Source organism: Actinomadura chokoriensis, from assembly GCF_039529475.1.
Classification (GTDB): Bacteria; Actinomycetota; Actinomycetes; order Streptosporangiales; family Streptosporangiaceae; genus Spirillospora; species Spirillospora bangladeshensis.
In genome coordinates this window covers 35,007-54,762 of sequence record NZ_BAAAMW010000008.1, presented here as the reverse complement: position 1 = coordinate 54,762, position 19,756 = coordinate 35,007, and the positions used below count along the sequence as shown (strand labels likewise).

General features: G+C 66.4%; 19 protein-coding genes and 2 pseudogenes. 13 read left to right on the top strand and 8 right to left on the bottom strand.

Translation table 11 applies throughout. The features are described 5' to 3' along the window. Positions 1-86: 86 nt before the first annotated feature. The 3 genes from ABFX46_RS19025 to ABFX46_RS19015 form a co-directional block, all read right to left on the bottom strand. Positions 87-356: a MerR family transcriptional regulator gene (locus ABFX46_RS19025; protein ID WP_346043791.1), complete on the bottom strand. Its 270-nt coding sequence runs from the start codon at positions 354-356 to the stop codon at positions 87-89. A gap of 72 nt (positions 357-428) precedes the next feature. After that, positions 429-1,472: a CU044_5270 family protein gene (locus ABFX46_RS19020; protein ID WP_346043790.1), complete on the bottom strand. Its 1,044-nt coding sequence runs from the start codon at positions 1,470-1,472 to the stop codon at positions 429-431. Further along, on the bottom strand, positions 1,462-2,073 hold the full coding sequence (locus ABFX46_RS19015) for an RNA polymerase sigma factor (protein WP_346043789.1): 612 nt from the start codon (positions 2,071-2,073) through the stop codon (positions 1,462-1,464). Before ABFX46_RS19015 ends, ABFX46_RS19020 begins: the two co-directional genes overlap by 11 nt. A 413-nt stretch (positions 2,074-2,486) precedes the next feature. Here ABFX46_RS19015 and ABFX46_RS43540 point away from each other — a divergent pair, with 413 nt between their 5' ends. After that, entirely contained in the window at positions 2,487-3,029 is a 543-nt protein-coding gene (locus ABFX46_RS43540) for an RNA polymerase sigma factor (protein WP_428831288.1), read from the top strand. Positions 3,030-3,130: 101 nt separating this feature from the next. Here the strand turns inward: ABFX46_RS43540 and ABFX46_RS43535 are convergent. Together ABFX46_RS43535 and ABFX46_RS19005 are read right to left on the bottom strand one after the other, a co-directional pair. Further along, positions 3,131-3,289, bottom strand: a pseudogene (locus ABFX46_RS43535) (DapH/DapD/GlmU-related protein); the annotation flags it as partial. A gap of 26 nt (positions 3,290-3,315) precedes the next feature. Further along, positions 3,316-3,498 carry a hypothetical protein gene (locus ABFX46_RS19005; protein WP_346043787.1) on the bottom strand — a complete coding sequence of 61 codons (183 nt, stop codon included), beginning with the start codon at positions 3,496-3,498 and terminating at the stop codon, positions 3,316-3,318. 332 nt (positions 3,499-3,830) lie between these two features. Between ABFX46_RS19005 and ABFX46_RS19000 the strand changes: the two genes are divergently transcribed. Then, positions 3,831-5,384 (top strand): tyrosine-type recombinase/integrase, encoded by a 1,554-nt coding sequence (locus ABFX46_RS19000; RefSeq protein ID WP_346043786.1) that lies wholly within the window; start codon positions 3,831-3,833, stop codon positions 5,382-5,384. A 506-nt stretch (positions 5,385-5,890) separates the two neighbouring features. Here the strand turns inward: ABFX46_RS19000 and ABFX46_RS18995 are convergent. Further along, a pseudogene (locus tag ABFX46_RS18995) lies at positions 5,891-6,037 on the bottom strand (IS110-like element IS110 family transposase); the annotation flags it as partial. Positions 6,038-6,806: 769 nt separating this feature from the next. Between ABFX46_RS18995 and istA the strand changes: the two are divergent. After that, a complete protein-coding gene (gene istA / locus ABFX46_RS18990) occupies positions 6,807-8,030 on the top strand; it encodes an IS21 family transposase (RefSeq protein ID WP_346043785.1) in 1,224 nt (407 codons plus the stop codon). Further along, positions 8,030-8,833 carry an IS21-like element helper ATPase IstB gene (gene istB / locus ABFX46_RS18985; protein WP_346043784.1) on the top strand — a complete coding sequence of 268 codons (804 nt, stop codon included), beginning with the start codon at positions 8,030-8,032 and terminating at the stop codon, positions 8,831-8,833. The genes istA and istB overlap by 1 nt, the downstream gene beginning before the upstream one ends. Here istB and ABFX46_RS18980 read toward each other — a convergent pair. Then, positions 8,827-9,255, bottom strand: a complete 429-nt coding sequence (locus ABFX46_RS18980) for a hypothetical protein (protein WP_346043783.1) — start codon at positions 9,253-9,255, stop codon at positions 8,827-8,829. The genes istB and ABFX46_RS18980 overlap by 7 nt on opposite strands. A gap of 346 nt (positions 9,256-9,601) precedes the next feature. Between ABFX46_RS18980 and ABFX46_RS18975 the strand changes: the two genes are divergently transcribed. The 4 genes from ABFX46_RS18975 to ABFX46_RS18960 all read left to right on the top strand — a co-directional run bounded on the left by ABFX46_RS18975 (position 9,602) and on the right by ABFX46_RS18960 (position 11,767). Next, entirely contained in the window at positions 9,602-10,462 is an 861-nt protein-coding gene (locus ABFX46_RS18975) for a helix-turn-helix domain-containing protein (RefSeq protein WP_346043782.1), read from the top strand. A 10-nt stretch (positions 10,463-10,472) separates the two neighbouring features. Further along, positions 10,473-10,685: a DUF397 domain-containing protein gene (locus tag ABFX46_RS18970; RefSeq protein WP_346043781.1), complete on the top strand. Its 213-nt coding sequence runs from the start codon at positions 10,473-10,475 to the stop codon at positions 10,683-10,685. 225 nt (positions 10,686-10,910) lie between these two features. Beyond that, positions 10,911-11,444, top strand: coding sequence for an ATP-binding protein (locus ABFX46_RS18965; protein WP_346043780.1), 534 nt, complete (start codon positions 10,911-10,913; stop codon positions 11,442-11,444). A 65-nt stretch (positions 11,445-11,509) separates the two neighbouring features. Beyond that, entirely contained in the window at positions 11,510-11,767 is a 258-nt protein-coding gene (locus tag ABFX46_RS18960) for a hypothetical protein (protein ID WP_346043779.1), read from the top strand. Positions 11,768-11,828: 61 nt separating this feature from the next. Here ABFX46_RS18960 and ABFX46_RS18955 read toward each other — a convergent pair whose 3' ends face one another. Continuing rightward, on the bottom strand, positions 11,829-12,560 hold the full coding sequence (locus ABFX46_RS18955) for a hypothetical protein (RefSeq protein ID WP_346043778.1): 732 nt from the start codon (positions 12,558-12,560) through the stop codon (positions 11,829-11,831). A 161-nt stretch (positions 12,561-12,721) separates the two neighbouring features. On the opposite strand from ABFX46_RS18955, the gene ABFX46_RS18950 reads away from it, so the two are divergent. From ABFX46_RS18950 to ABFX46_RS18930, 5 genes are all read left to right on the top strand, one after another. After that, complete coding sequence (locus tag ABFX46_RS18950; RefSeq protein ID WP_346043777.1) at positions 12,722-13,717, top strand: LuxR C-terminal-related transcriptional regulator; 996 nt, start codon at positions 12,722-12,724, stop codon at positions 13,715-13,717. 28 nt (positions 13,718-13,745) lie between these two features. Next, positions 13,746-15,542, top strand: coding sequence for a S9 family peptidase (locus ABFX46_RS18945; protein WP_346043775.1), 1,797 nt, complete (start codon positions 13,746-13,748; stop codon positions 15,540-15,542). Between the two features lie 52 nt (positions 15,543-15,594). Then, entirely contained in the window at positions 15,595-16,791 is a 1,197-nt protein-coding gene (locus ABFX46_RS18940; protein ID WP_346043773.1) for an MFS transporter, read from the top strand. A gap of 280 nt (positions 16,792-17,071) precedes the next feature. Further along, the gene (locus tag ABFX46_RS18935) at positions 17,072-17,863 is read left to right on the top strand and encodes a helix-turn-helix transcriptional regulator (RefSeq protein ID WP_346043771.1); all 792 of its coding nucleotides are present in this window, start codon (positions 17,072-17,074) and stop codon (positions 17,861-17,863) included. Between the two features lie 923 nt (positions 17,864-18,786). Beyond that, entirely contained in the window at positions 18,787-19,350 is a 564-nt protein-coding gene (locus ABFX46_RS18930) for a hypothetical protein (protein WP_346043769.1), read from the top strand. Positions 19,351-19,756 lie beyond the last annotated feature (406 nt).

Below are 19,756 nucleotides of genomic sequence, written 5' to 3'. Positions count from 1 at the left end.
CGGGACATCCGGTGGAAGATCGAGCGCACCACCGCCTGGCTGCTGGCCCATCGCCGCCTGCCCGTCTCGGGGTACCGCTGAGTTCCTCAGCCTCGATTTGAGGTTTGCCGGTCCTGCCGGGGGCGGCAGGACCGGCCGGTGAGCATGGTGGTGCCGGCGCCGGTGACGACTGAGTCGAGCCCGTTGCGGGTGTCGGTCAGGTCGGCGATCTGCCGGTCGATGTCATCGCGCTGGACGGCCGGCCGGTCGAGCAGTTCGGGCGTGGCGCGGCCGTCGACGACGCACGGGATGAGTTCGGCGATCGTCTTGCTGGACAGGTTGATCGCCCGCACCATCGTCCGGCCGCGAAACGCCACGGACCGGCCACCGCATGGACCGGCAGGGCCGTGTGGGCGCCAGGAGGCTCACACGGCCCTGCATCTGGTCGGTCAGTCGCCGGATTCGTCTGGGCAGGTGTGTCCGGGCGTGGAGACCCCAGCCGGGAGACCGTCGACGATTGCGGTCTTGGTCACGGCGACGTCCGCGGTCGTGGTCGCGGCGGGTGAGGTGTCGCCGGTGCCCGCCGCCGTGCCGCGCCAGCCGAGGAAGCGGTAGGTCTTCGCGTCGAAGATCAGCTCCTCGCGCTCGCCGGGCCGGGTGTCGAAGGTCACCGCGAGGCCCGGACGCCCGGCGGCGTCGGTCGTGCGGCCGGACAGGCGCGTGCCCTGGATCTGGCGGGCGACCGTGAACAGTGCCGCCTGGACCTTGGGCGGCGGCTGCGCGGAGGCCAGTGCCGTGAGGTTGATCCACACGGCCTGGTCCTCGGAGAGTTCCGCTCGCTGCCCGGCGTCCACTCCGGCGGCCAGGGCGCCGCGCAGCCGCGCCGGGTCGGTGGGCAGTTCCTTGTGCACGGCGTACGGCGCGTTCGGCTCAGTGGGCCGAGAGGCGCACGGCAGGAACCTGCCGCCCGTGCTGACACGCGCGAGCTCCCATGCCTTGGCGGGCACCTTCTCACCCGGCAGCGGCACGAGCCCCAGCAGCGTGGTCCGGCGGTAGACCGGGACTCTGCCGTCGGCCCGCCGCCACTCCTGGTAGCGCACCTTTCGGAACCAGGAGCCCCCGCTGCCGGTCGAGAGCTCCAGCGCGACTGACTCCCGGTAGGCGAACTGGCCTGGACGCGGGTCCGTGACCTGTCCGTCCCCTGCCGCCTGGGCGGCCAGGGTGAGCAGCTCGGCGGCGTCGGCCGGTGCCGAACCGGGACCGCTCCCGCCCACCAGCACGAGGGTGCCCGCGGTCACCGCCGCGACCAGTCCGCCCGCCGTCGCCGTCCGGACTCCCCACGCCCGCCACGGTCGGCGCGTACCGAGACCGCCCGGCCGTTCCTCCGACCGCGTCTCCTGCAGAAACCGCTGCCGGACGGCGGCCAGCCTGGCGGGTCCGGGCTCGCCGGCCTCGCTCCACAACTTCCCTACCTCACGCAGGTCATTCATCATCGATGTCCTCATTCCGATCATGGACGGAGGTCGGATTCACTCCATCGAACTCCTGCCTCACCTTTTTCCGGGCTCGGTTCAGCCGGGACCGCACCGTCCCCACCGGAAGCCCCAGGGCGTCGGCGACCTGCTCATAGGACAGATCAGCCCACGCCACCAGCAGCAGCACGTCCCGGTCGCGGGCCGCCAACCCCGCGATCGCCCGGGCGAGCCGACGCCCGCTCATCTGGGCGCTCGCCCGTTCGACCGCCTGCTCGGCGACACCGTCGGCCGCGTCCAGCAGCACCCCGGTACGCACGAACGTCCGATAGCGGCTCATCTCGGCGCGCCTATGCCTCCGGATGAGATTGGAGGCGATCCCGTACAGCCATGGCAGCGCCTCGGAACGGCCGAGGTCGTATCCCTCCCGCTGCCGGAACGCCACCAGGAACGTCTCAGCGACGATGTCGTCGGCCTCTCCGTCCCCAAGCCTGCGCGCCGCATACCGATGCAAACGCGCGCCGTACCGGTCGAACAGCACGGCGAACCGCTCAGGCTCCTGCCGAGATCGCTCGATCTCCTCGGCGTCACTGGTGGACGCGACCGCCCCGACAGCGGTCATGGCGTCACTCTTCACATACCGGCCCTCCCTGGATCGCTGGCACCAACACCCCTCTTTGCCAGCCGACCGCGAGAAGGTTCACGCGCGAGCGGCGGCTGGCATGGCAGGCCGGACGGGCAGGGTGATTCTGGGGGTGTGTCGGTGATGTAGAGAGTGCCGTGGTGGGTGTGGGCGACCTGGCGGCGGAGTCGAAGCTTCGCCCGGTAGAGCCGCCGCCCGCGATCCTTGGCAACCGCCCGTTCCGAGCTTCGCGTCCGCAACGCCGGCACAGGAAGGGTCGGTGGGATGTAACGCGACGAGGCTCTCTTGCCAAGAAGAGCAAACAGCACAGAGCGGGAGGCCATCGCTACCTGGACGGCGACGACATCGTCTGGCTGGAAGAGCAGATCCACGCCTAGCGAGAGGCGCGCGCCTTGTATGCGACGCTCTCCGCGCTGCCCGAGCGGCTGCGCAGTGTCATCGAACCGGTCGATCTGGACGGCCTGATCCTGGCTGAGGCGGCGGCGGTGCTGGGCACCCGCAACGGTACCGCGCGGGTTCGACTGCACCGGGCCTGTAAACGGCTGAAAGCCGCTTTTCCACCGGACAATGCCGTCCTCCCGCTCGCCCTGCCGCTAGGGCCAGGTTGCCGCCCAGGACCACACCGTCCGACCCACTCGAGGTGCCCGTCCCGCCCGGGCGCCGACCCGGCGCGCAATGCCGGGCGCCGTCGCCGGTGCCCGCCGCCGAGATCCCCCGCGGCGCTGCCGCTCCGGATCGGTCGCGTACTCCGTTCCACCGGGGCCACGAATTCGACAGCCGGCTCGTGGCGTTGCGCGCCGCCGGGTGCACCCGGACCTTCTCGAAGAAGATCTCCACCCGTGTCAAGGTGCGTCCCGAGCTTGAGGCCCGCGCAGAATTCGGTCGGCAGGTTCACAATTTGGTCAAGCACGAATACCCGGCCATGGCCGGCATGACCCCAGAGCAGTTCCACGCCATGGTCGCGCCTTTGCGGGCGGTGCGGGCGTGCTGGGTTGCCGCCGACGATGGTGTAGGGCGGTACGCCGGCGGTGACGATCGCGCCGGCGGCGATGATGGCTCCGTCGCCGATCCGTACGCCGGGCATGACGGTGGCCTGGTAGCCGAACCACACGTCGTTGCCGATGACGGTGTCGCCCCGGCTGGGCACGGCGGTGATGGCGCCCAGGGTCTGCTCGGCCCACTCGTCGCCGAACATGGTGAACGGGAAGGTGGACACGCCCATCAGCCGAGTTTAGGGGTGGCGCGGTCGATGATCGGGGCCAGGTCGAGGCCCGGGGGGAGGGTGCCGTAGGCGGCGCCCCAGTCGCCGGCCAGGCGGGTGGCGCAGAAGGCGTCGGCGACGGTCGGGTGGCCGTGCCTGACCAGCAGTGATGCTTGGAGGATCAGGGCCAGGCGCTCGGCCACGCGGCGGGCGCGGAACTCGATCGTCGCGGTGTCGGCGAAGGCGTCCTTGGTGTCCTGGACGGCGGCGTCGAGGCGCTTGTCGGCTCCTCGGGCGAGCTCGACCTCGTCGAAGAACGCGTCCAGGGTCTGCGGCTCCCGCAGGATCGCACGCAGGAGATCGAGTGCCGCGACGTTGCCCGAGCCCTCCCAGACTCAGCCGAGTGGTTGATTTTAAGATATAATCGCAGGTAGACATATCTTTTAATCACGCGCAGGGGTGGCTGATACGGAGCTGTCTCAGACAGTCCGCTAGCCGATTCGCTAACTCGTTCTCCGGTTGAGAGGGGGAGTTGATGCGGCAACCGTACGTAGCCAGGAAGGTCAGCAAGCGCACCGGGGCGACCCGGTACACGGGGATGTACTACGACACGACCGGGGTGCCCCGGTCGGCCGGTACCTACGACGACGAGCTGGAAGCGCTGACCGCGGCGCGCCGGGAGCAGAACAGGAGCAAGAACGGCGTCCTAGGTGAGATGACGCTGGCGCAGAGGCGCGCGATGACCTTCGAGGAGTTCTGGCCGATCTTCCAGCGGCATCATCGGGTCGAGCCGAACACCATGCAGACCTACTTTGGAACATGGATCAACCATGTCCGCCCGTACCTGAAGGCCGACAGGGTGGCGACGATCGACTCCGCCCGCGCCATCCAGTACTTCACCTGGTTGGCCGAGGCAGAGCGGACGGTGAACACGCGACGGGCCTGCCGAACGTTGCTTTCGGCGATGATCGGCCTTTCGATCCTGCTGGGCTACCGCAGCGACAACCCGGTCAGAGGACTGAACGTCGGCAAGCAATCCGTGCACAAGAACATCAAAGTGATCAACGAGACGGTGTTCTGGGAGTTGTGCAGCAAGTTGCCGTTGCCGGCGCACCGGCTGTTCGCCGAGTACATCATCTCCACCGGAGTCCGCTTCTGTGAGGCGATCTCCTTCCAGGAGGGAGACCTGGACTACGACACCGGCATGCTGAAGGTCTGCCGATCGACTGTGGAGGTGGCGAAGCAGTTCCACCCGACCGGCGGCCGGTTCGTGACCCGCCCCTACACCAAGAACGGCGAGCACCGCCGATTCAAGGTCGGCAGGCCGCTGGTCGAGAAGATCCGAACCCACGTCCAAGAACACGGAATGAAACCCGGGGATCTAATCTTCCCGGTGCGCTTGTTCATGCCGGACACGGCCTGGGTCAACCTGCCACGCTGCACCGAAGAGGAGATGCAGGCCGCCGCGAAGACCACCTTCATCTCACCTGTCACCGGTGCACGGGTCACCCACACCAAGATCAGCACTTACCGCAAGCACGGTTGCAGGTGCGGCCCGTGCGTGCAGGCCTACCGGGACTACCGGTCTGCATATCGAGTGGAGGCGATGGCACGCAAGGGCAAGGTCGCCCGCCGGCGGGTCCGCCGGGACGGCAACGACTACCTGGCGTCCAGCGAATGGAGCACCATCTGGATCCCGGCCCGCAAGGCCATCGGTGTCGATGTGACCCCGTACCAGTTGCGCCATTCCCACGCCTCCCTGCTGCTGGCACACGATGTCCCACTGCCGGACGTTCAGGCCCGGCTGGGCCACAACGACCTGACATCCACCACCCACTATGTGTGGGCGCTAGCCGAAGAAAGCGAGACCGCGGCAACCACGATGAACGTGCTGCTGGGCTACGAGACCAAGCAGCCAGATCCGCAGGAAGCGATGTTGGCGCGCATGGAAGCCATGATGAACCGCATGCAAGCCATGATCGACCCTCCCCTCGCCCGCCAGATCGCAGCCGAAACCTCTACCTCCCGCCCAGGCCTGCACCTGGTCACCGACACCCTCACCGCCATGCAAATCCCAACGAGCAACTAACACTCCCAGTACAGGCGGTCTCTCGTGCAGTCGGCGTCTCGACTGTCGACTGCACGAAAGCCAGGCGTTCATGCCGCCTTGCTCGGCGAGCGGACCAAAGTGGTTCTGCGCGTGATTTCTGGCCACCCCGCACCCTCGGTGGCTGCTGATGACTAGTTGCTGCGTCGCAGACCCGCACCAGCCGCCGCAAGCCAGGGTGAACTCTCATGAGTCTCGGCCATCAGCACGTGCTGACCGAACCGGCCGTCGATTCCGCCATCGAGCAGGTCCGCCGGACGCTGCGCCGACGCAGGGCGTCGGCGTCCGCGCGCCGCACCTTGCCACGGGTCGACGCCGGCCGCGTGCAGTTAGTCCAGCCACTGTTCGCGGGCGTAGGCGCCGCGGATGTGCGCCGGCTTCTAGGCCAGCCGCATCGGCGGCCGCGGCTGCGTTCGCCCGGTTGGAGGCCGAGTTGTGCCGCGGTCGGCCGTGCTGATCCGCAGCCTGTTCGAGCAGCACGGCCGTCTGGTGCCCTGCGCCACCACCGTCTGCTCGGCCAGCGCGGTGAAGATGTCATGGACCAGCCGCTCGGCCATCCGTGTTGCCTTCGGCAGCGGCAGCGTGTCCAGCCGACGTCGGCCTGCTGGGCGGCTCTGGGCCGGTGAGCGCCACCGCCTTCACTGGTCGCTCCCTTCCGCCTACCTCCCCGCACTGAGCTGCGGTTTTCGGTCCTCACCGAACGGCGTCGACAAATGAGCACGGGAAAGTGATGCTGCCTTCTGCAGGCAATGCCTCGCTGGCTCCGTCGATGCGGGACTGGGGTCCCGTAGGAAGGCGAAGAGCGTCCGGCGAGCGACCGCGGCGCGCGAGGGACTGGGCGAAACAGGAACTTCAGGGGGTTCGCTATATACCGCTCAAACTGGGTTTACGCTGAACGCGCATTACGAGGGGAGTTCCGAATGATCAAGCGTCCTTGCTGCCTGGCCCCCTCCTCCATCGGCGGGCCAGGCAGCCAGACATGGTCGCACTGCGCACTTGCGAGCGGCATGAGGCCGTTCACGCCTTGAGCAGCCACGGCGAGCCGGCGCTGGCGTGCATCGACGCCGCGCTGGACAGGCGCTCCGATGGCCTAGCAGCGCCGAGACCGCCACCCGTCATGTAATCGAGAGGCGCATGCTGGTGGCACTCACCTTGCACGTGCGGTGTCACCTGCCGCTAGAGGTCGTACGGTCCACCTGTGAGAGACTCACCCGCCCCTGGACCCGGGTAGGCAGGTGCGGTGGGGGTCGGTACCCGAGGTGCCCGGTATCCCGGGGCGTTCACGTCGGGTCTGACCGCGCGGATCCAGGACACGCCGATGCTGCCGGTGGGTGTCGACGACACGTGAAAACTGACCCCCAGGCGACGGCCGAAATCTGACCCCCTCCGCTGTCACTGTGGAGGGTGATCAAGGTGGAGGACTGGGCGGAGATCCGCCGGTTGCACCGGGCCGAGGGCATGCCGATCAAGGCGATCGCTCGGCGGATGGGCATCTCGAAGAACACCGTCAAGCGGGCGCTGGCGGCCGAGGAACCGCCGAAGTACCGGCGGGCGAGCAGGGGGTCGATCGTGGACGCGGTGGAGCCGCAGATCCGGGCACTGCTGGAGCAGTTTCCGGACATGCCGGCCACGGTCATCGCCGAGCGGATCGGCTGGACGAACTCGCTCACTGTGCTCAAGGACCGGGTCCGGATCCTGCGGCCGCACTACCAGCCGGTGGATCCGGTGTCCCGGACGGCGTATCAGCCCGGCGAGCTGGCCCAATGCGATCTGTGGTTCCCGCCGGCCCACATCCCTTTGGGTGCCGGGCAGGCGGGCAGCCCGCCGGTGCTGGTGATGGTCTCGGGGTATTCGCGCTGGCTGATGGCGCGGATGCTGCCCTCGCGGGCGGCCGGGGACCTGTTCGCCGGGATGTGGACCCTGCTGAGCGTGTTGGGGGCGGTGCCCAGGACGCTGGTGTGGGACAACGAGGGCGCGATCGGGCAGTGGAAGGGTGGCCGTCCGCAGTTGACCGGCGAGGCCAACGCGTTCCGCGGGGTGCTGGGGATCGCGATCCGCCAGTGCAGGCCCGCCGACCCCGAAGCCAAGGGGCTGGTGGAGCGGGCGAACGGGTATCTGGAGACCTCCTTCATGCCCGGCCGCGTCTTCACCGGCCCCGGCGACTTCAACACTCAGCTCGCCCAGTGGCTGACGCGGGCCAATGCCCGTCATCACCGGCGGATCGAGTGTCGTCCCGCCGACCGGATCGATGCCGATCGGGCGGCGATGGTCGGGTTGCCGCCGGTTGCTCCGGCGGTCGGGTGGCGGACCTCGACACGGCTGGCCCGCGACCACTACGTCCGGATCGCCTCCAACGACTACTCGGTGCACCCGTCGGTCATCGGCCGACTGGTCGAGGTCGTCGCCGATCCCGAGCAGGTCACCGTGACCTGCGGCGGCCAACTCGTCGCCCGGCATGACCGGTGCTGGGCGGTCCATCAGAGCATCACCGACCCGGCCCACGCCCGGGCCGCCGCCGCGCTGCGCCGCACCAAGATCCAGGCCGTGACGGCATCGGCCGGGACCGAGGTCGAACAACGCCGACTCAGTGACTACGACGCCCTGCTGGGCGTTGAGGGGGTGGCCTGATGGCTTCTGCGAAGACCGGCAGTGGCCGCAACCTCGCCGCCGAACTGGCCTACCTGACCCGGGTCCTCAAGGCCCCGTCCCTGGCGGCCTCGGTCGACCGGCTGGCCGAACGAGCCCGGGCCGAGTCCTGGAGCCATGAGGAGTTCCTGGCCGCCTGCCTGCAACGCGAGGTCGCCGCCCGCGAATCCCACGGCGGTGAGGCCCGCATCCGCGCAGCCCGTTTCCCGGCCCGCAAGGGACTGGAGGACTTCGACTTCGACCACCAGCGCTCCCTCAAACGAGAGGTCATCGCCCACCTGGGCACTCTGGACTTCGTCGCCGCCCGCGAGAACGTGGTGTTCCTCGGCCCGCCCGGCACCGGCAAGACCCACCTGTCGATCGGGCTGGGGATGCGGGCCTGCCAGGCCGGGCACCGCGTCGCGTTCGCCACCGCAGCCGCATGGGTCGCCCGCCTGGCCGACGCCCACGCCACCGGGAAACTGCAGCAGGAACTGGTCAAGCTCGCACGCATCCCGGTGCTGGTCGTCGACGAGGTCGGCTACATCCCCTTCGAGCCAGAGGCGGCGAATCTGTTCTTCCAGTTGGTCTCCAGCCGCTACGAACGCGCCTCCCTCATCGTGACCAGCAACAAGCCGTTCGGGCGCTGGGGTGAGGTGTTCGGCGACGACATCGTGGCCGCAGCCATGATCGACCGCCTCGTCCACCACGCCGAGGTCATCAGCCTGAAAGGAGACAGCTACCGCCTGAAGAACCGCGACCTGGGCCGCGTCCCCGCCGCCCAGACCAACAACGACCATCAGTAACAACCCACAACAAACAACACCACCAGGGGGTCAACTTTCAGACGCCGGCAGGGGGTCAGAATTCGCACGTCGTTGACAGTGGGCGCCTTGGCGAAGGCAGAGCGGTTCAGCCGCCCGTCTCGACCGTTGAAGTCGGCGTCCAGAGAGTCTCCGCGGGCGAGGTCCGACTGCGCAAACCGCCTGTTGTCGAGCCAGGGCGCCTCCAGCCGACCCGTCATGTGGGGCTGCAGGGGACTGCCGGGAGGGTGGCCGGAGCCCGCGGGGCTGCCGCCGGCCTCGCCGATCAAGCGGTCGTGGGGTGGGTGACTCGTCGTCCAGTTGATGGGGCCATGGATGCAGGACATGGCGTTCATCTGCTCCTCCAAGCGGGTCGCTTTGCTGACGAGCCACAATGAAAACCCAAGGACGCCGGTCAGCGGCATGAGTAAAACGTGCGATGGTGACAAATGCTCAGCGGCGCGACGTGACTGCCGAGGGCCGACGGCGCGGCAGCGGCAACTGACCAGGAGGAGACGGCTTCGGCTTTGCCGTTGGTGACTTCTACTTACTGAGCAAGACCACTCGCAGACAGATGGAGTTGGCCCGGAGTCGTAACCACCAAAGCCGCAGGTCTACGTGCATGGCTTGGCTGTCGACCAGCGGGCGGTTGGTCCTGATCTGGCTGGTTCGGGCTTGCGGCATCGATGCCAACGGAGTCGGAGGTCGTTCCGGTTGCGTGACATTCTCCTTTCAGTGACATTCTTGAAGCCGGGGTGTGAAGGGGGCTAGGTGATCAGTCCGTATGTGCGGCGGTTGAGGCTCGCTGCGGAGTTGCGGGAGCTTCGGGAGCGGGCAGGTGTGTCTGCTCAGGATCTGGCCAAGAGGTCCGGGGTGTACCGGCAGATGGTCAGCAAGTTGGAGAACGCGCACGTCCCGCCGAGTCAGGAGGACGTCCAGAGGTTGCTGGAGACCTTGGGTGTTGAGGGTGACCAGTGGACGCAACTCGTGCAGATCACCTCGGAAGCAGCGTCCCACGGGTGGTGGGAGTCGTCCGGCATCGGGGAGAGGCAAGCGCGGTTCGCCAATCTGGAGGCCGGCGCCGCGGTGATCCGGGAGTACCAGCAGAACCTGATCCCGGGGCTGCTGCAGACCGAGGAGTTCATCTCCACGCGGTTGGCCAACAGCGAACTGCCATTGGCCTCGGGCGCTGAGATGAGCGGCGTGCTGAAGGGGAGGGCCGGGCGGCAGCGGATGCTGCATCGTCCAAACGGCCCGGCGTATGAGGTCATTCTGGACGAGGTGGTGCTGCGGCGACGGTCGGTTCCGCCGGAGGTCTTCCGGAGGCAGATCGAGTGCATCATCAAGCTGATGGACGAGAAAGAGCAGGTCACAGTACAGGTGTTGCCGGTGGATGCAGAGATCCCCGGCTACCACATCCCTGAATGCTCGTTTTCGATCTACACCTACCCGGACAGTGGCGATCCGGTCGTGGTCGGCCTGGAGGCGGTGGCCACCGATCTGGTGCTCACTGATCAGGAGCAGACCGGGCAGTTCGAGATGGTGTACACCGGTTTGGTGAGCGCGGCGCTCTCGGTGGAGAGGTCGCGCGAGATGCTGGCGCAGGTAGCAAAGTCCCTGCCATCTCGTTAGGAAGACGATCATGAATGGTCCCGAGCGCTACACGGGGTGGCGCAAGTCCTCATACAGCGGTACGGGCAACAACTGTGTCGAGGCTGGGCGGGCCCGCGGCCGGTCGGGCATCGGTGTCCGAGACTCGGCGGTCGGCGTGGGCGGTGCCGTGCTGGCGTTCAGCGCCGGCGAGTGGCGTGCCTTCATAGGTGCGGTCAAGGAAGATCAATACCGTCTGCTGTAGCCACTGGTCGTCGCGCGACGGGCCAGAGCGTTCCGCTCTGGCCCGTTTCGTTTGCATTTGCGTAATTGTCTCTTCGCGCACTGTTGCGAAAGCCCTTGCCTGGTTCCTTGCGACAGTCCCATAATCGTGACTGTCGCAAGCAGGAGACTGTAAGCAGCCAGTGGGCCCGGTGCACTACTGGCTTCGTCTCCCTCCCCACCGATGACTAGGCAGGAGTTCTGATAGATGTCCATATCCACTGCCACCGTCCGGCGTCGCCGGGCGGTTCCGGCTGGCAGGCGGCCGCCTGACCACGACGGAGGCGACGACTACCGCGACAGCATCGGCATGGCCGCGTTCTCCACTTCGATCCCCCTCGTGCGCTCCTTTGCGCGAGCCAAGCTGGCTTCTTGGGGACTGGAGCGCTCTCACGGCTGGGAGTGCCAGCAGGTCCTTTCTGAGATGGCCACGAATGCCTTCGACGCCATCGGCCAGCCGGTTCTCAAGGACCTGGACGCCCTCGACGACCGTGCTCTGCTGATGATCCTCGTCCAGCTCCGCGTTTCGGCGGGACACCTCATCGCCGAGGTCCGTGACCCCAGCGACGCCCGTCCAGAGCTGGGTGCTCCCGACAGTGATGATGAAGGTGGGCGAGGGCTGCAACTCGTCGACGCCCTGGCCACTGGATGGGGTTGGTATCCGATCACCGCCGGTGCCGCAGCACCCGGCAAGGTCGTCTGGGCATTGTGGCCGCTCCGCCCGGACACGGACGCCTCGTGACATGGTTCCGCTTCCCCAGGCGACAGCGCGGCGAAAAGCAGCGACCACATGATCCGCCTGCGGCGTTGGCGCTGCTGCTCCCTGACGATTTGACCAAAGGCGAGTTCGCCAACGGGATTCAGCGAGCCCTTACCCGCTCCCGTGATGCCTTGGCTGGCCGGGCACGGCAGAAGGCCGACCTGGCCGACCGGGAGGAACAGGACGAGGTGCACCGCGCTTACTTGATCGGCGGATCGCTCGCGTTCAGCGAAGCCGTCGCTCGTATCGACGCCGCTATTGGCGATGTCTTCCAAGTCAGCGACCAGCGTCCGAAGTTCAAGTGAACATCGTGGGCCGGGGACGAGCTTTCCCTGGCCCACACAGCACCTGCCACCTTCAGCGTGTTCAGCCGACGGCGCGGAGCTTGGCGATCGCCTTGTCACGACTGAGCAGCTGCAGGTCGTGACAAGGCGGGCGCCTGGGGCCGTCGGTGTCGATGAAGTGGGTGGGGCCGTACGGCCACGGTCCGTTGAACAGCGCGATGAGGTCGGCCGCGAGTTGGCTCTCCATCACCTGGTGGACGACGTCGGCGTCTACTCCCGGTGTCGCCAGCCACAGGACCGGACTCTGGTCCTCCGGCTCGGTGGCAGCGGTGCTCGGGAGCCTGCTTTCGAGATGTTCGATCGCCTCTTCCAAGGTGCCGGTGACTTGCAGGACGGAGGCGAAGCGTGACGCGAGGTCGATGGCTGCGGTGCCGAGCAGACGCACCAGGTCGGACCGCGCGATGATGACATCGCATCCGTTCGTGCTGCGGGTCAGGGCGTCGACCAGCGCGGAACGTAGCAGACGCTGGGCACCTGGGCCGATGACGCCGGCTCCTTGAGGGTGGCTGAAGGCGCGTGCCAGGACGGGCTCCGGAACCGGCTTGCGGCATCCGTGTGGGCTGCGCCGCTTGATGGTGAGGCCGGTAAGCCGGCGGGCCAAGGGCGTGTGGGTGGCTTTGCGCAGTCGATTCATTTTCACTCCGGGTGGATGGGTCGCGAGGGAGACCTTGATCAAACCGGGTCCTGCCAGGTCACGGATCTGATTGAAACGCCTCATGGCGGCAAGTGACCAGAGACCGGCAGTCTGATCCATCGAAGCCGCTTCCACAGAAACCGCCTACGCCAGCAGCCTGGAGCCGCAGCGTAGGTAGCCAGGCGGCTGATGGCGACTCTGCTCATTGACACCAAACGCTCACGCGCCATTCTGGCGACGCTCCTCACTTGCATCGATACTCTCTGTCACGGGAGGTGTAGGTGAGTACGGAAGACCAAGAGACAGCCACCAGACTGCTGAAGGGGCTCGTCGCTGAGGAGTTGCTCAGCCCCTACGCCGAGCTGCTGGCCTCGGACGGCTGCCTGCCATCGGAAACGGACGAGGTGCTCGGCGGGTCCAGGATCGTGGAGGCGCTGAAAGAGACCGGGCTGGCCTACGTCATGCCGCTGGGGATGGCCGTTTCCCCGCGTCTGGTCGCCACCGCTCCGGATCTGGCGCTGCAGGGAGCCCTCGCGGCACTGTCCCGCAAGTTGGTCGCCGACCAGCAACGCCTGCTGGACGGGCAGCGCCGCATGGTCGAAATGCATCCCTTCCCCGGAGCCATGGAAGGTCCGCCTGACCAACTAGTGCGCGTCCTCACAGACCGCACTGAGATCACCGACACCTCCCGCTCACTCCTGGGAACGGCACGGCGCCACTGGCTGACTCTGGAGAACTTCGCCATGGAGCGGCCCTTGGAAGAACTGGCCGGAATGCCGCCCCTGCCCACGTTCGAAGGCAACGTCGCAAGCCGGACCATCTACCAGGCGTCCTGCGCCGAGCACCCCGTCGGCATCAAGATCATCCAAATGCACACCGGGGCCGGCGAAGAGGCCAGGATCCTGCCCAAGATCGGCATGAAGATGAAGCTTGCCGATGAGGCGGTAGCGCTGCTGCCGCTGACCCCGACCGGATTGCCCGGTGCGCTGCTGATCAAATCCCCGGTGATCGTCGCTGCGCTGCGCGAGTACTTCGAGCTGCTGTGGGAGCGTGCGGTCCCGCTCGGCGATGCCGCGCCGGAGATGCCGCTCAAGCCGGTCCAGATGTCGATCCTGCGGATGCTGGCGCAGGGAATGACCGATGACGGGATCTCCCGACGGATCGGCATGAAGACCAGCAGTGTGCGACGGCACATCAGCACGATCGGCAGGCACCTCGGCACCACCAGCCGTATCGCAATGGGCGCTGCGGTCGCCCGACGTGGCTGGATCGACTGACACCTACCCCATCTGGAGAGTAGCAGCGATGCCCGACTATGTGGATTTCGTCCCCACCGAACGCTTCCGAGGGCAGGTGGCCCTATCGCCGGACGCCAAGACCGTCGCCTACTGCAGCAACGCCGCCGGGTCCTTCGACCTGTGGACCATCCCGGTCACTGGAGGAACACCGCACCGTGTGACCCAACTCGAAGGTCAAGCCGTCCGGCAGATCATGTGGTGGCCGGACGGCAAGAACCTGGTCTTCACCGCCGACCGTAACGGCGACGAGCAGTACCGCATCTACCGCGTCGGCACAGATGGGCAAGACCTCACCGAGATCAGCACAGGCCCCGACTGTCAGCGGGTCTTGGCAAAGGCCTCGTTCGATGCCCAAGGCCGGTACCTGTTTTATGCGGCCAACGACCGCGACCGCACCGTCCAAGACATCCTCATCCGAGACTTGGCCGATGGCACCGAGCGTCGCATCGTTCCCCCGGATGGCGTCAACTTCACCCCGGTCCGCACTTCACCTGATGGGCGGTGGCTGACGGCCGCCGGTGTCCGGTCCAACACCGACATCGCTACATACCTCATCGACCTCACCAAGCCCGACGTCGAGGCCGCCTGCGTCACTGCCGAGCACGGAAACGGCTACTTCGTCCCGGGACCGTGGACACCGGACTCGACCGCCTTCTACCTGTGCACCGACATGTGGGGCGAGTTCACCTCTATCGGCCGATACACCCTGAACAACGCCTCCATGACGCGTATCACCAGCGACAACTGGGATGCCGAGCACATCGAAGCCGCCGGCGACATCCTCGTCTGGTCCATCAACCAAAGCGGACGCTCCGTGCTCCGCGCCAGCCGAGACAACACCGAGTTCACGCTCGCGGATACTCCCCAGGGAGTCATCGATGCGATCTCGATCAGTCCGGACGGCGAAAGGATCGTCCTGGAGATCGACACGGCGACCCGGCCAAGCGAGATCGGCGTACTCGACCCGGCAACTGGATTCCGGTACCTCACCGACGCTCGCCCACCTGCCGTCCAGGTGATCGATCCTGTCCAGCCCGACCTGATCACCTACCCGGCCTCCGGCGGACGCCAGGTCCACGCCCTGCTCTATCGACCGCACACGCCAGGTCCTCATCCAGTTCTGCTCTCGGTGCACGGCGGCCCCGAAGCCCAAGAACGTCCCGAATACGCATACTCCGGCCTCTACCAGTACCTCCTGCACAAGGGCATCGCAGTGCTGGCACCCAACATCGCCGGCTCCACCGGATACGGACTCGCCCACCAAAAGCTCATCTACCGCAACTGGGGCGGAATCGACCTGGACGACCTCGACCACGCCGTCCGCCACCTGCACACCCTCCCCGACATCGACGCCAACCGCATCGCCGTCATGGGCGGCTCCTACGGAGGATTCGCCGCCCTCTCCTGCCTGTCACGGCTCCCGTACCCGTGGGCGGCCGGGGTGTCCTTCTGCGGCCCGTCCAACCTGGTCACCCTCGCCCGGGCCTGCCCACCCACCTGGAGGCCCACCGTGGACGCCGTCCTGGGCAACCCCGACACCGACGCCGAACTCCTGACCAGCCGGTCCCCGATCACCTACGCCGATGCCATCACCGCACCACTGTTGGTTATCCAGGGCACCCACGACCCACGCGTCCCCAAGGACGAATCCGACCAGATCGTCATCCGGCTCCGCGCCCGCGGTATCGACGTGCGCTATGACGTCTATCCCGACGAAGGCCATGGATTCACTAATCGCAGCAACGAGATCAAGGCATTCGAGGATATCGCACAGTTCCTCCTCACACACCTGACAAGGAGGTAGGAGCGCTGTGTCCGGCTTCTTGTCGCCGCTCACCCTCCTCCGGGACCCCTCCGTGGCACCCCTGTTCATCTCCCGCGTCATCTCCAGTGCGAGTGTCGGATTCGGGCAACTGGCCCTCGCCTGGGGCGTGATGAACCTGGGCTACGGTGCGCACGGGCTGTCCCTGGTCATGGCCTGCAACGCGTTCCCCGCCCTACTCATAATTTGCGGGGGAGTCGCCGGAGACCGCTTCCGTCGGCACCACGTACTGATGGGCGCCGAGACACTGGCCTGCCTCTCCTGGCTGGCCATCGGCGCCGCACTCTTCACCGGACGAGCGCCCCTGGCGCTGCTGTGCGTGCTGGGTGCCATCGGCGGTGTGGCCACCGCGATGTTCCTGCCCACACTCCGCGGCATCATCGCCGATCTCCTCGACTCGCCCAGCCGCCCAGCCGGGAACGCGCTCGTCAATCAAACCCAGTCGGTCGGCCTGCTCATCGGCCTCATCTCGTCCGGCGCGATGGTCACCGCGATCGGACCAGCATCGGCTGCCTCGATGCGAGGCGTCTTGTGCGGGCTGAGCGCCGTGCTACTCAGCCGGCTGGCCACCGCGCGCCCCGGCAACCCTGGCGCGGGCCCACTGCGCGAGCTGCGGGCCGGATGGCGCGAGTTCGGGGCCTGCCCATGGATATGGCTCATGACTTTGCAGTACACCGCGATAACCACCGCGGTGGTCTGCTACACAAAAATCGCAGGTCCGCTCTACGCCACCGATGGCCACGGAGGTGCTTGGGCTTGGGGAGTCATCCGTGCTTGCGAGCCCCTTGGCGCAGTGCTGGGTGCCTTGGTAGGTGCCCGGTGGCGGCCCGAGAAACCGATTCAGGTGGCTGCGTTGCTTCCTCTTTCGGTGGCTTTTCCCATGCTTCTGATGGGAAGCGGAGCGGCCTGGCAACTAATCGCCGTCGCGGCGGTCATTCCCGGCGTATGCCAGGCCGTCTACTACGTCCTATGGACGTCTCTTCTACAGGAACGCTTTTCTCCGCACATGCTCGTCCGTGTCAATAGCTGGAACATGGTCACGAGCTATGCCCTCATGCCACTCATCATGCTGGTATCCGGGCCTCTGGCGGACACCTTCGGCCCTGAGAGGCTCGCGTTCTGGGCAAGTGGCGCAGTTGTCATCGCAACGCTTTCCGTGCTGACTGCCCTCCGTCTGCTTCCAAGGATGGCCGCTATCGCAAAAGATGAGAGTAAAGAGGCTCTAGTGTGAGATGGCGGATTGACCTCTGTGGAATGGTCTGCATTATATCTCGTGTAGTCGATTGAAATGAGGCTTCCGCATGCGTTCTCTCGAGGAGAAGGCCGTTCGTCTGCTTGGTGGAGTCGTTGAAGCAGAAACACTCCATCTGTACCTTCGGCTCCTAACTGCAGGGCGATGCTCAATCGAAGAAGCATCACGTGTACTCGGGGGAGCGGATAACTTAAATAGCTTGATCTGTGCTGGAATGGCCCAGAGATGTGAACCCACAGCCGACGAAGCGTCATGCACGATGGCTGTTCCGATGGACGTGGTGTTGCAGCATACGCTGTTCGGCCTCGCGCAAGAAGCGCTGGCCGACTATCAGAGGCTCCTGGGCGGGTATCAGCGCATGCGCGATCTTTCGGCAAACACAAGTGCGACCGCAGACCCATCGGTGCGCCAACTGGCGCAACTTGTCACCGACAGCGATGAAGTCAGCAGGCTGACTAGCAGGCTACTCGGCTCAGTGCAGCGCGAATGGTTGGCTCTGAGCAGCCATGCGCCGGCAGAGCCGATGGACGCAAGTGGCGGTGCTGCCGTGACTCCCTCCCCAGTAGAGCGCGGCGCCCGATGCAGAGCAATCTATGACTCCGACTGCCTGAAGGAAGTAGCCACACGAGACAAACTGGAAATGATAGCCGCGACCGGCATGCAGGTTCGCATACTTCCACGCGTTCGAATGAGCCTGCGACTCGCTGACGAGGCGACTGCAATCCTTCCGCTCACCGCAGCCGAGGCGTCGGCAGTTCTTCTGGTTCAGTCCTCGGTGATCGCAGGTGCACTGCGAGAATACTTCGACCTGCTTTGGGAGCGAGCCATACCCTTTGGTGGGATGGGGCGAAACAGTGGAGGTCTCCCGGAAATTCAGGTTAAGATCCTACGCCTACTCGTCCAAGGCCTCTCGGATGAGGGCATTGTAGAACGGGTGGATCTGAGCCTCACCACCGTGCGTCGACATATCAAAACTCTGCGAGAGAGCCTCGGAGCCAAAACACGATTCCAGCTGGGAGTAGTCGCAGTCCAGCAAGGATTGGTGGACTGACCCGTTGCATTGGATGCGCTCTTGAGCGAGGTGCTGGCTCTCTACCTCACGACTAGGCGCCTGAGGCAAAGGCCCCGCGTGTACAGGGGGGCACGGCCCGCCGACGATGGACGGAGGGGTCAGACAGACCACCCCCGCTCGCGCGGGGAGAACCCGAACAGTCACACCTCGCTGTAGCCGGCGGCAGGACCGCCCCCGCTCGCGCGGGGAGACCGCGAGCACGGACGACCTGGAGGGCGCCGTCAGCGGACCACCCGCGCTCGCGCGGGGAGAACCACCACCTCACCACCACGTACGGCGTCGCGCGCGGACCACCCCCGCTCGCGCGGGGAGAACGGGCATGACGAAACGGCCGAAGGTCGTCCACCCGAACCACCCCGCTCGCGCAGGGAGAACGGGATAGGTCTCGGAGGAGACCGTAATCCACGCGGACCACCCCCGCTCGCGCGGGGAGAGCGCGAATGACCTGGCGCGGCTTCCTCGGCGTCACGGACCACCCCCGCTCGCGCGGGGAGAGCACTTCGCGACCTGCAACTATACGACGCCGTTATCGTTTTGAGATGCAAATCCGGGCTGCCGGGCGGTGGCCATGAGGCGAGCCTACGGGACGGCTGTGGCGACGCCTTGACTGACCGCTTGTTCTGGATTGTCTGGTGCACCGGCCAGACGATCACCGCACACGGATTTCCCGCAGGTCAACCACTAGCGAGTACTTGAGCATGGAACCAACTGGCTGCTGAAGTCCCGTGAGAGGCGGGAGGGCAACACGCCGAGGGGCCTGCTGGGCGTCCGTACGAGTTCACGGCATCATAGAGCGCAAACAGAAGAAGACCGCTACAAGCGATTCCAAAGCATGTTACCCGTCGTCTATCGAGAGGGCTGCTGTATGGCCGAATCCCCTTCGACACTGGAGAAGAACCCGCGTGAACGATCACGAAACCCCTACCAATGAGGACATCGAGCGGCTCGCTGGCGAGCTGCATGAACGCGTCCGAGCCCTCAACCATCTGACGCAAGGCCCTCCGGGGCTGTCTGAGCCGACCGCGGCGTACACGGTTCTGGGAAATCTCGCCCAGACGTCCTTCCGCCTAGCGCAAACGGCAGAGCATATCGACGCATTCCTGACGCGGGAACTCGACGCCGGCAGGCTCGGGCATGACCGCGAGGATGACCCTGTTCCTGCGGTGACTGCGGCCCACAATGCGCTCGGGCGGGTCACTGAGCAGGCGGCCGACCTCGGCGAGAGCTTCCGGCGGGCAGCGAGTGCGCTTGCTCCCATCCATGCTTTGGCCGACAGTGAAGGGGCGTCGCGCGACCAGCATGTAGAGGTGGATCGGGCAGAGCGAGGAGACACCCAGGTGAGCTCCGCAGGTGAGGACTTCCCGAGTGCGATCAACGAGCTGCTCCCGAGTCCGGGTCAGGCCGATGCCGTGCCGCCGGAGCTTCGCTCGCCGCCGCAGCCGCCGCATCCACGTCGTGGCCGGTAGGCCGATAACGGCACGCGGCCCAATTCAGCCAGACCCTGCTGTCGGCGCGGATCGACATCCCTGTGCCTAAGGGACGGGCTATGGCTCTGTCATGGTGCCGGCCCGCCCCGTGCGGGCGGTGATGTCGCCTTCTCTGACTTGGGGGAGCGATAAGGGGCGGCGCTGTGGCGTGCGTGTCCGGCAGCGAGTTGTTTTGCGTTGTCCGGCGCGAAGATCCACGGCAGCGCCTTATCAAGCGCACCGGTGATCCCAACGGCCCCAAACGGCCGTGTCGCCGACAATGCGGCAGAGGTCGGTCATCTGCACGATGTCCGCAGGCCCGACAGCACTAGGGCCTCGTCGGCCGAGAGCCTGATGACGAGCTCGTCTCTCTCATGCTCGAAGGTAACCGTGGCTCCTTGGACGA

Coding starts and splice junctions, on each gene's coding strand:
- ABFX46_RS18970 (WP_346043781.1), top strand. CDS start 10,473: ATGAATGGTCCCGAGCGCTACACGGGGTGGCGCAAGTCCTCATACAGC.
- istB (WP_346043784.1), top strand. CDS start 8,030: ATGGCTTCTGCGAAGACCGGCAGTGGCCGCAACCTCGCCGCCGAACTG.
- ABFX46_RS19000 (WP_346043786.1), top strand. CDS start 3,831: ATGCGGCAACCGTACGTAGCCAGGAAGGTCAGCAAGCGCACCGGGGCG.
- ABFX46_RS18980 (WP_346043783.1), bottom strand. CDS start 9,255: ATGCCGCTGACCGGCGTCCTTGGGTTTTCATTGTGGCTCGTCAGCAAA.
- ABFX46_RS19015 (WP_346043789.1), bottom strand. CDS start 2,073: ATGACCGCTGTCGGGGCGGTCGCGTCCACCAGTGACGCCGAGGAGATC.
- ABFX46_RS18965 (WP_346043780.1), top strand. CDS start 10,911: ATGTCCATATCCACTGCCACCGTCCGGCGTCGCCGGGCGGTTCCGGCT.
- ABFX46_RS18945 (WP_346043775.1), top strand. CDS start 13,746: ATGCCCGACTATGTGGATTTCGTCCCCACCGAACGCTTCCGAGGGCAG.
- ABFX46_RS18955 (WP_346043778.1), bottom strand. CDS start 12,560: ATGGATCAGACTGCCGGTCTCTGGTCACTTGCCGCCATGAGGCGTTTC.
- ABFX46_RS19020 (WP_346043790.1), bottom strand. CDS start 1,472: ATGATGAATGACCTGCGTGAGGTAGGGAAGTTGTGGAGCGAGGCCGGC.
- ABFX46_RS18935 (WP_346043771.1), top strand. CDS start 17,072: ATGGCTGTTCCGATGGACGTGGTGTTGCAGCATACGCTGTTCGGCCTC.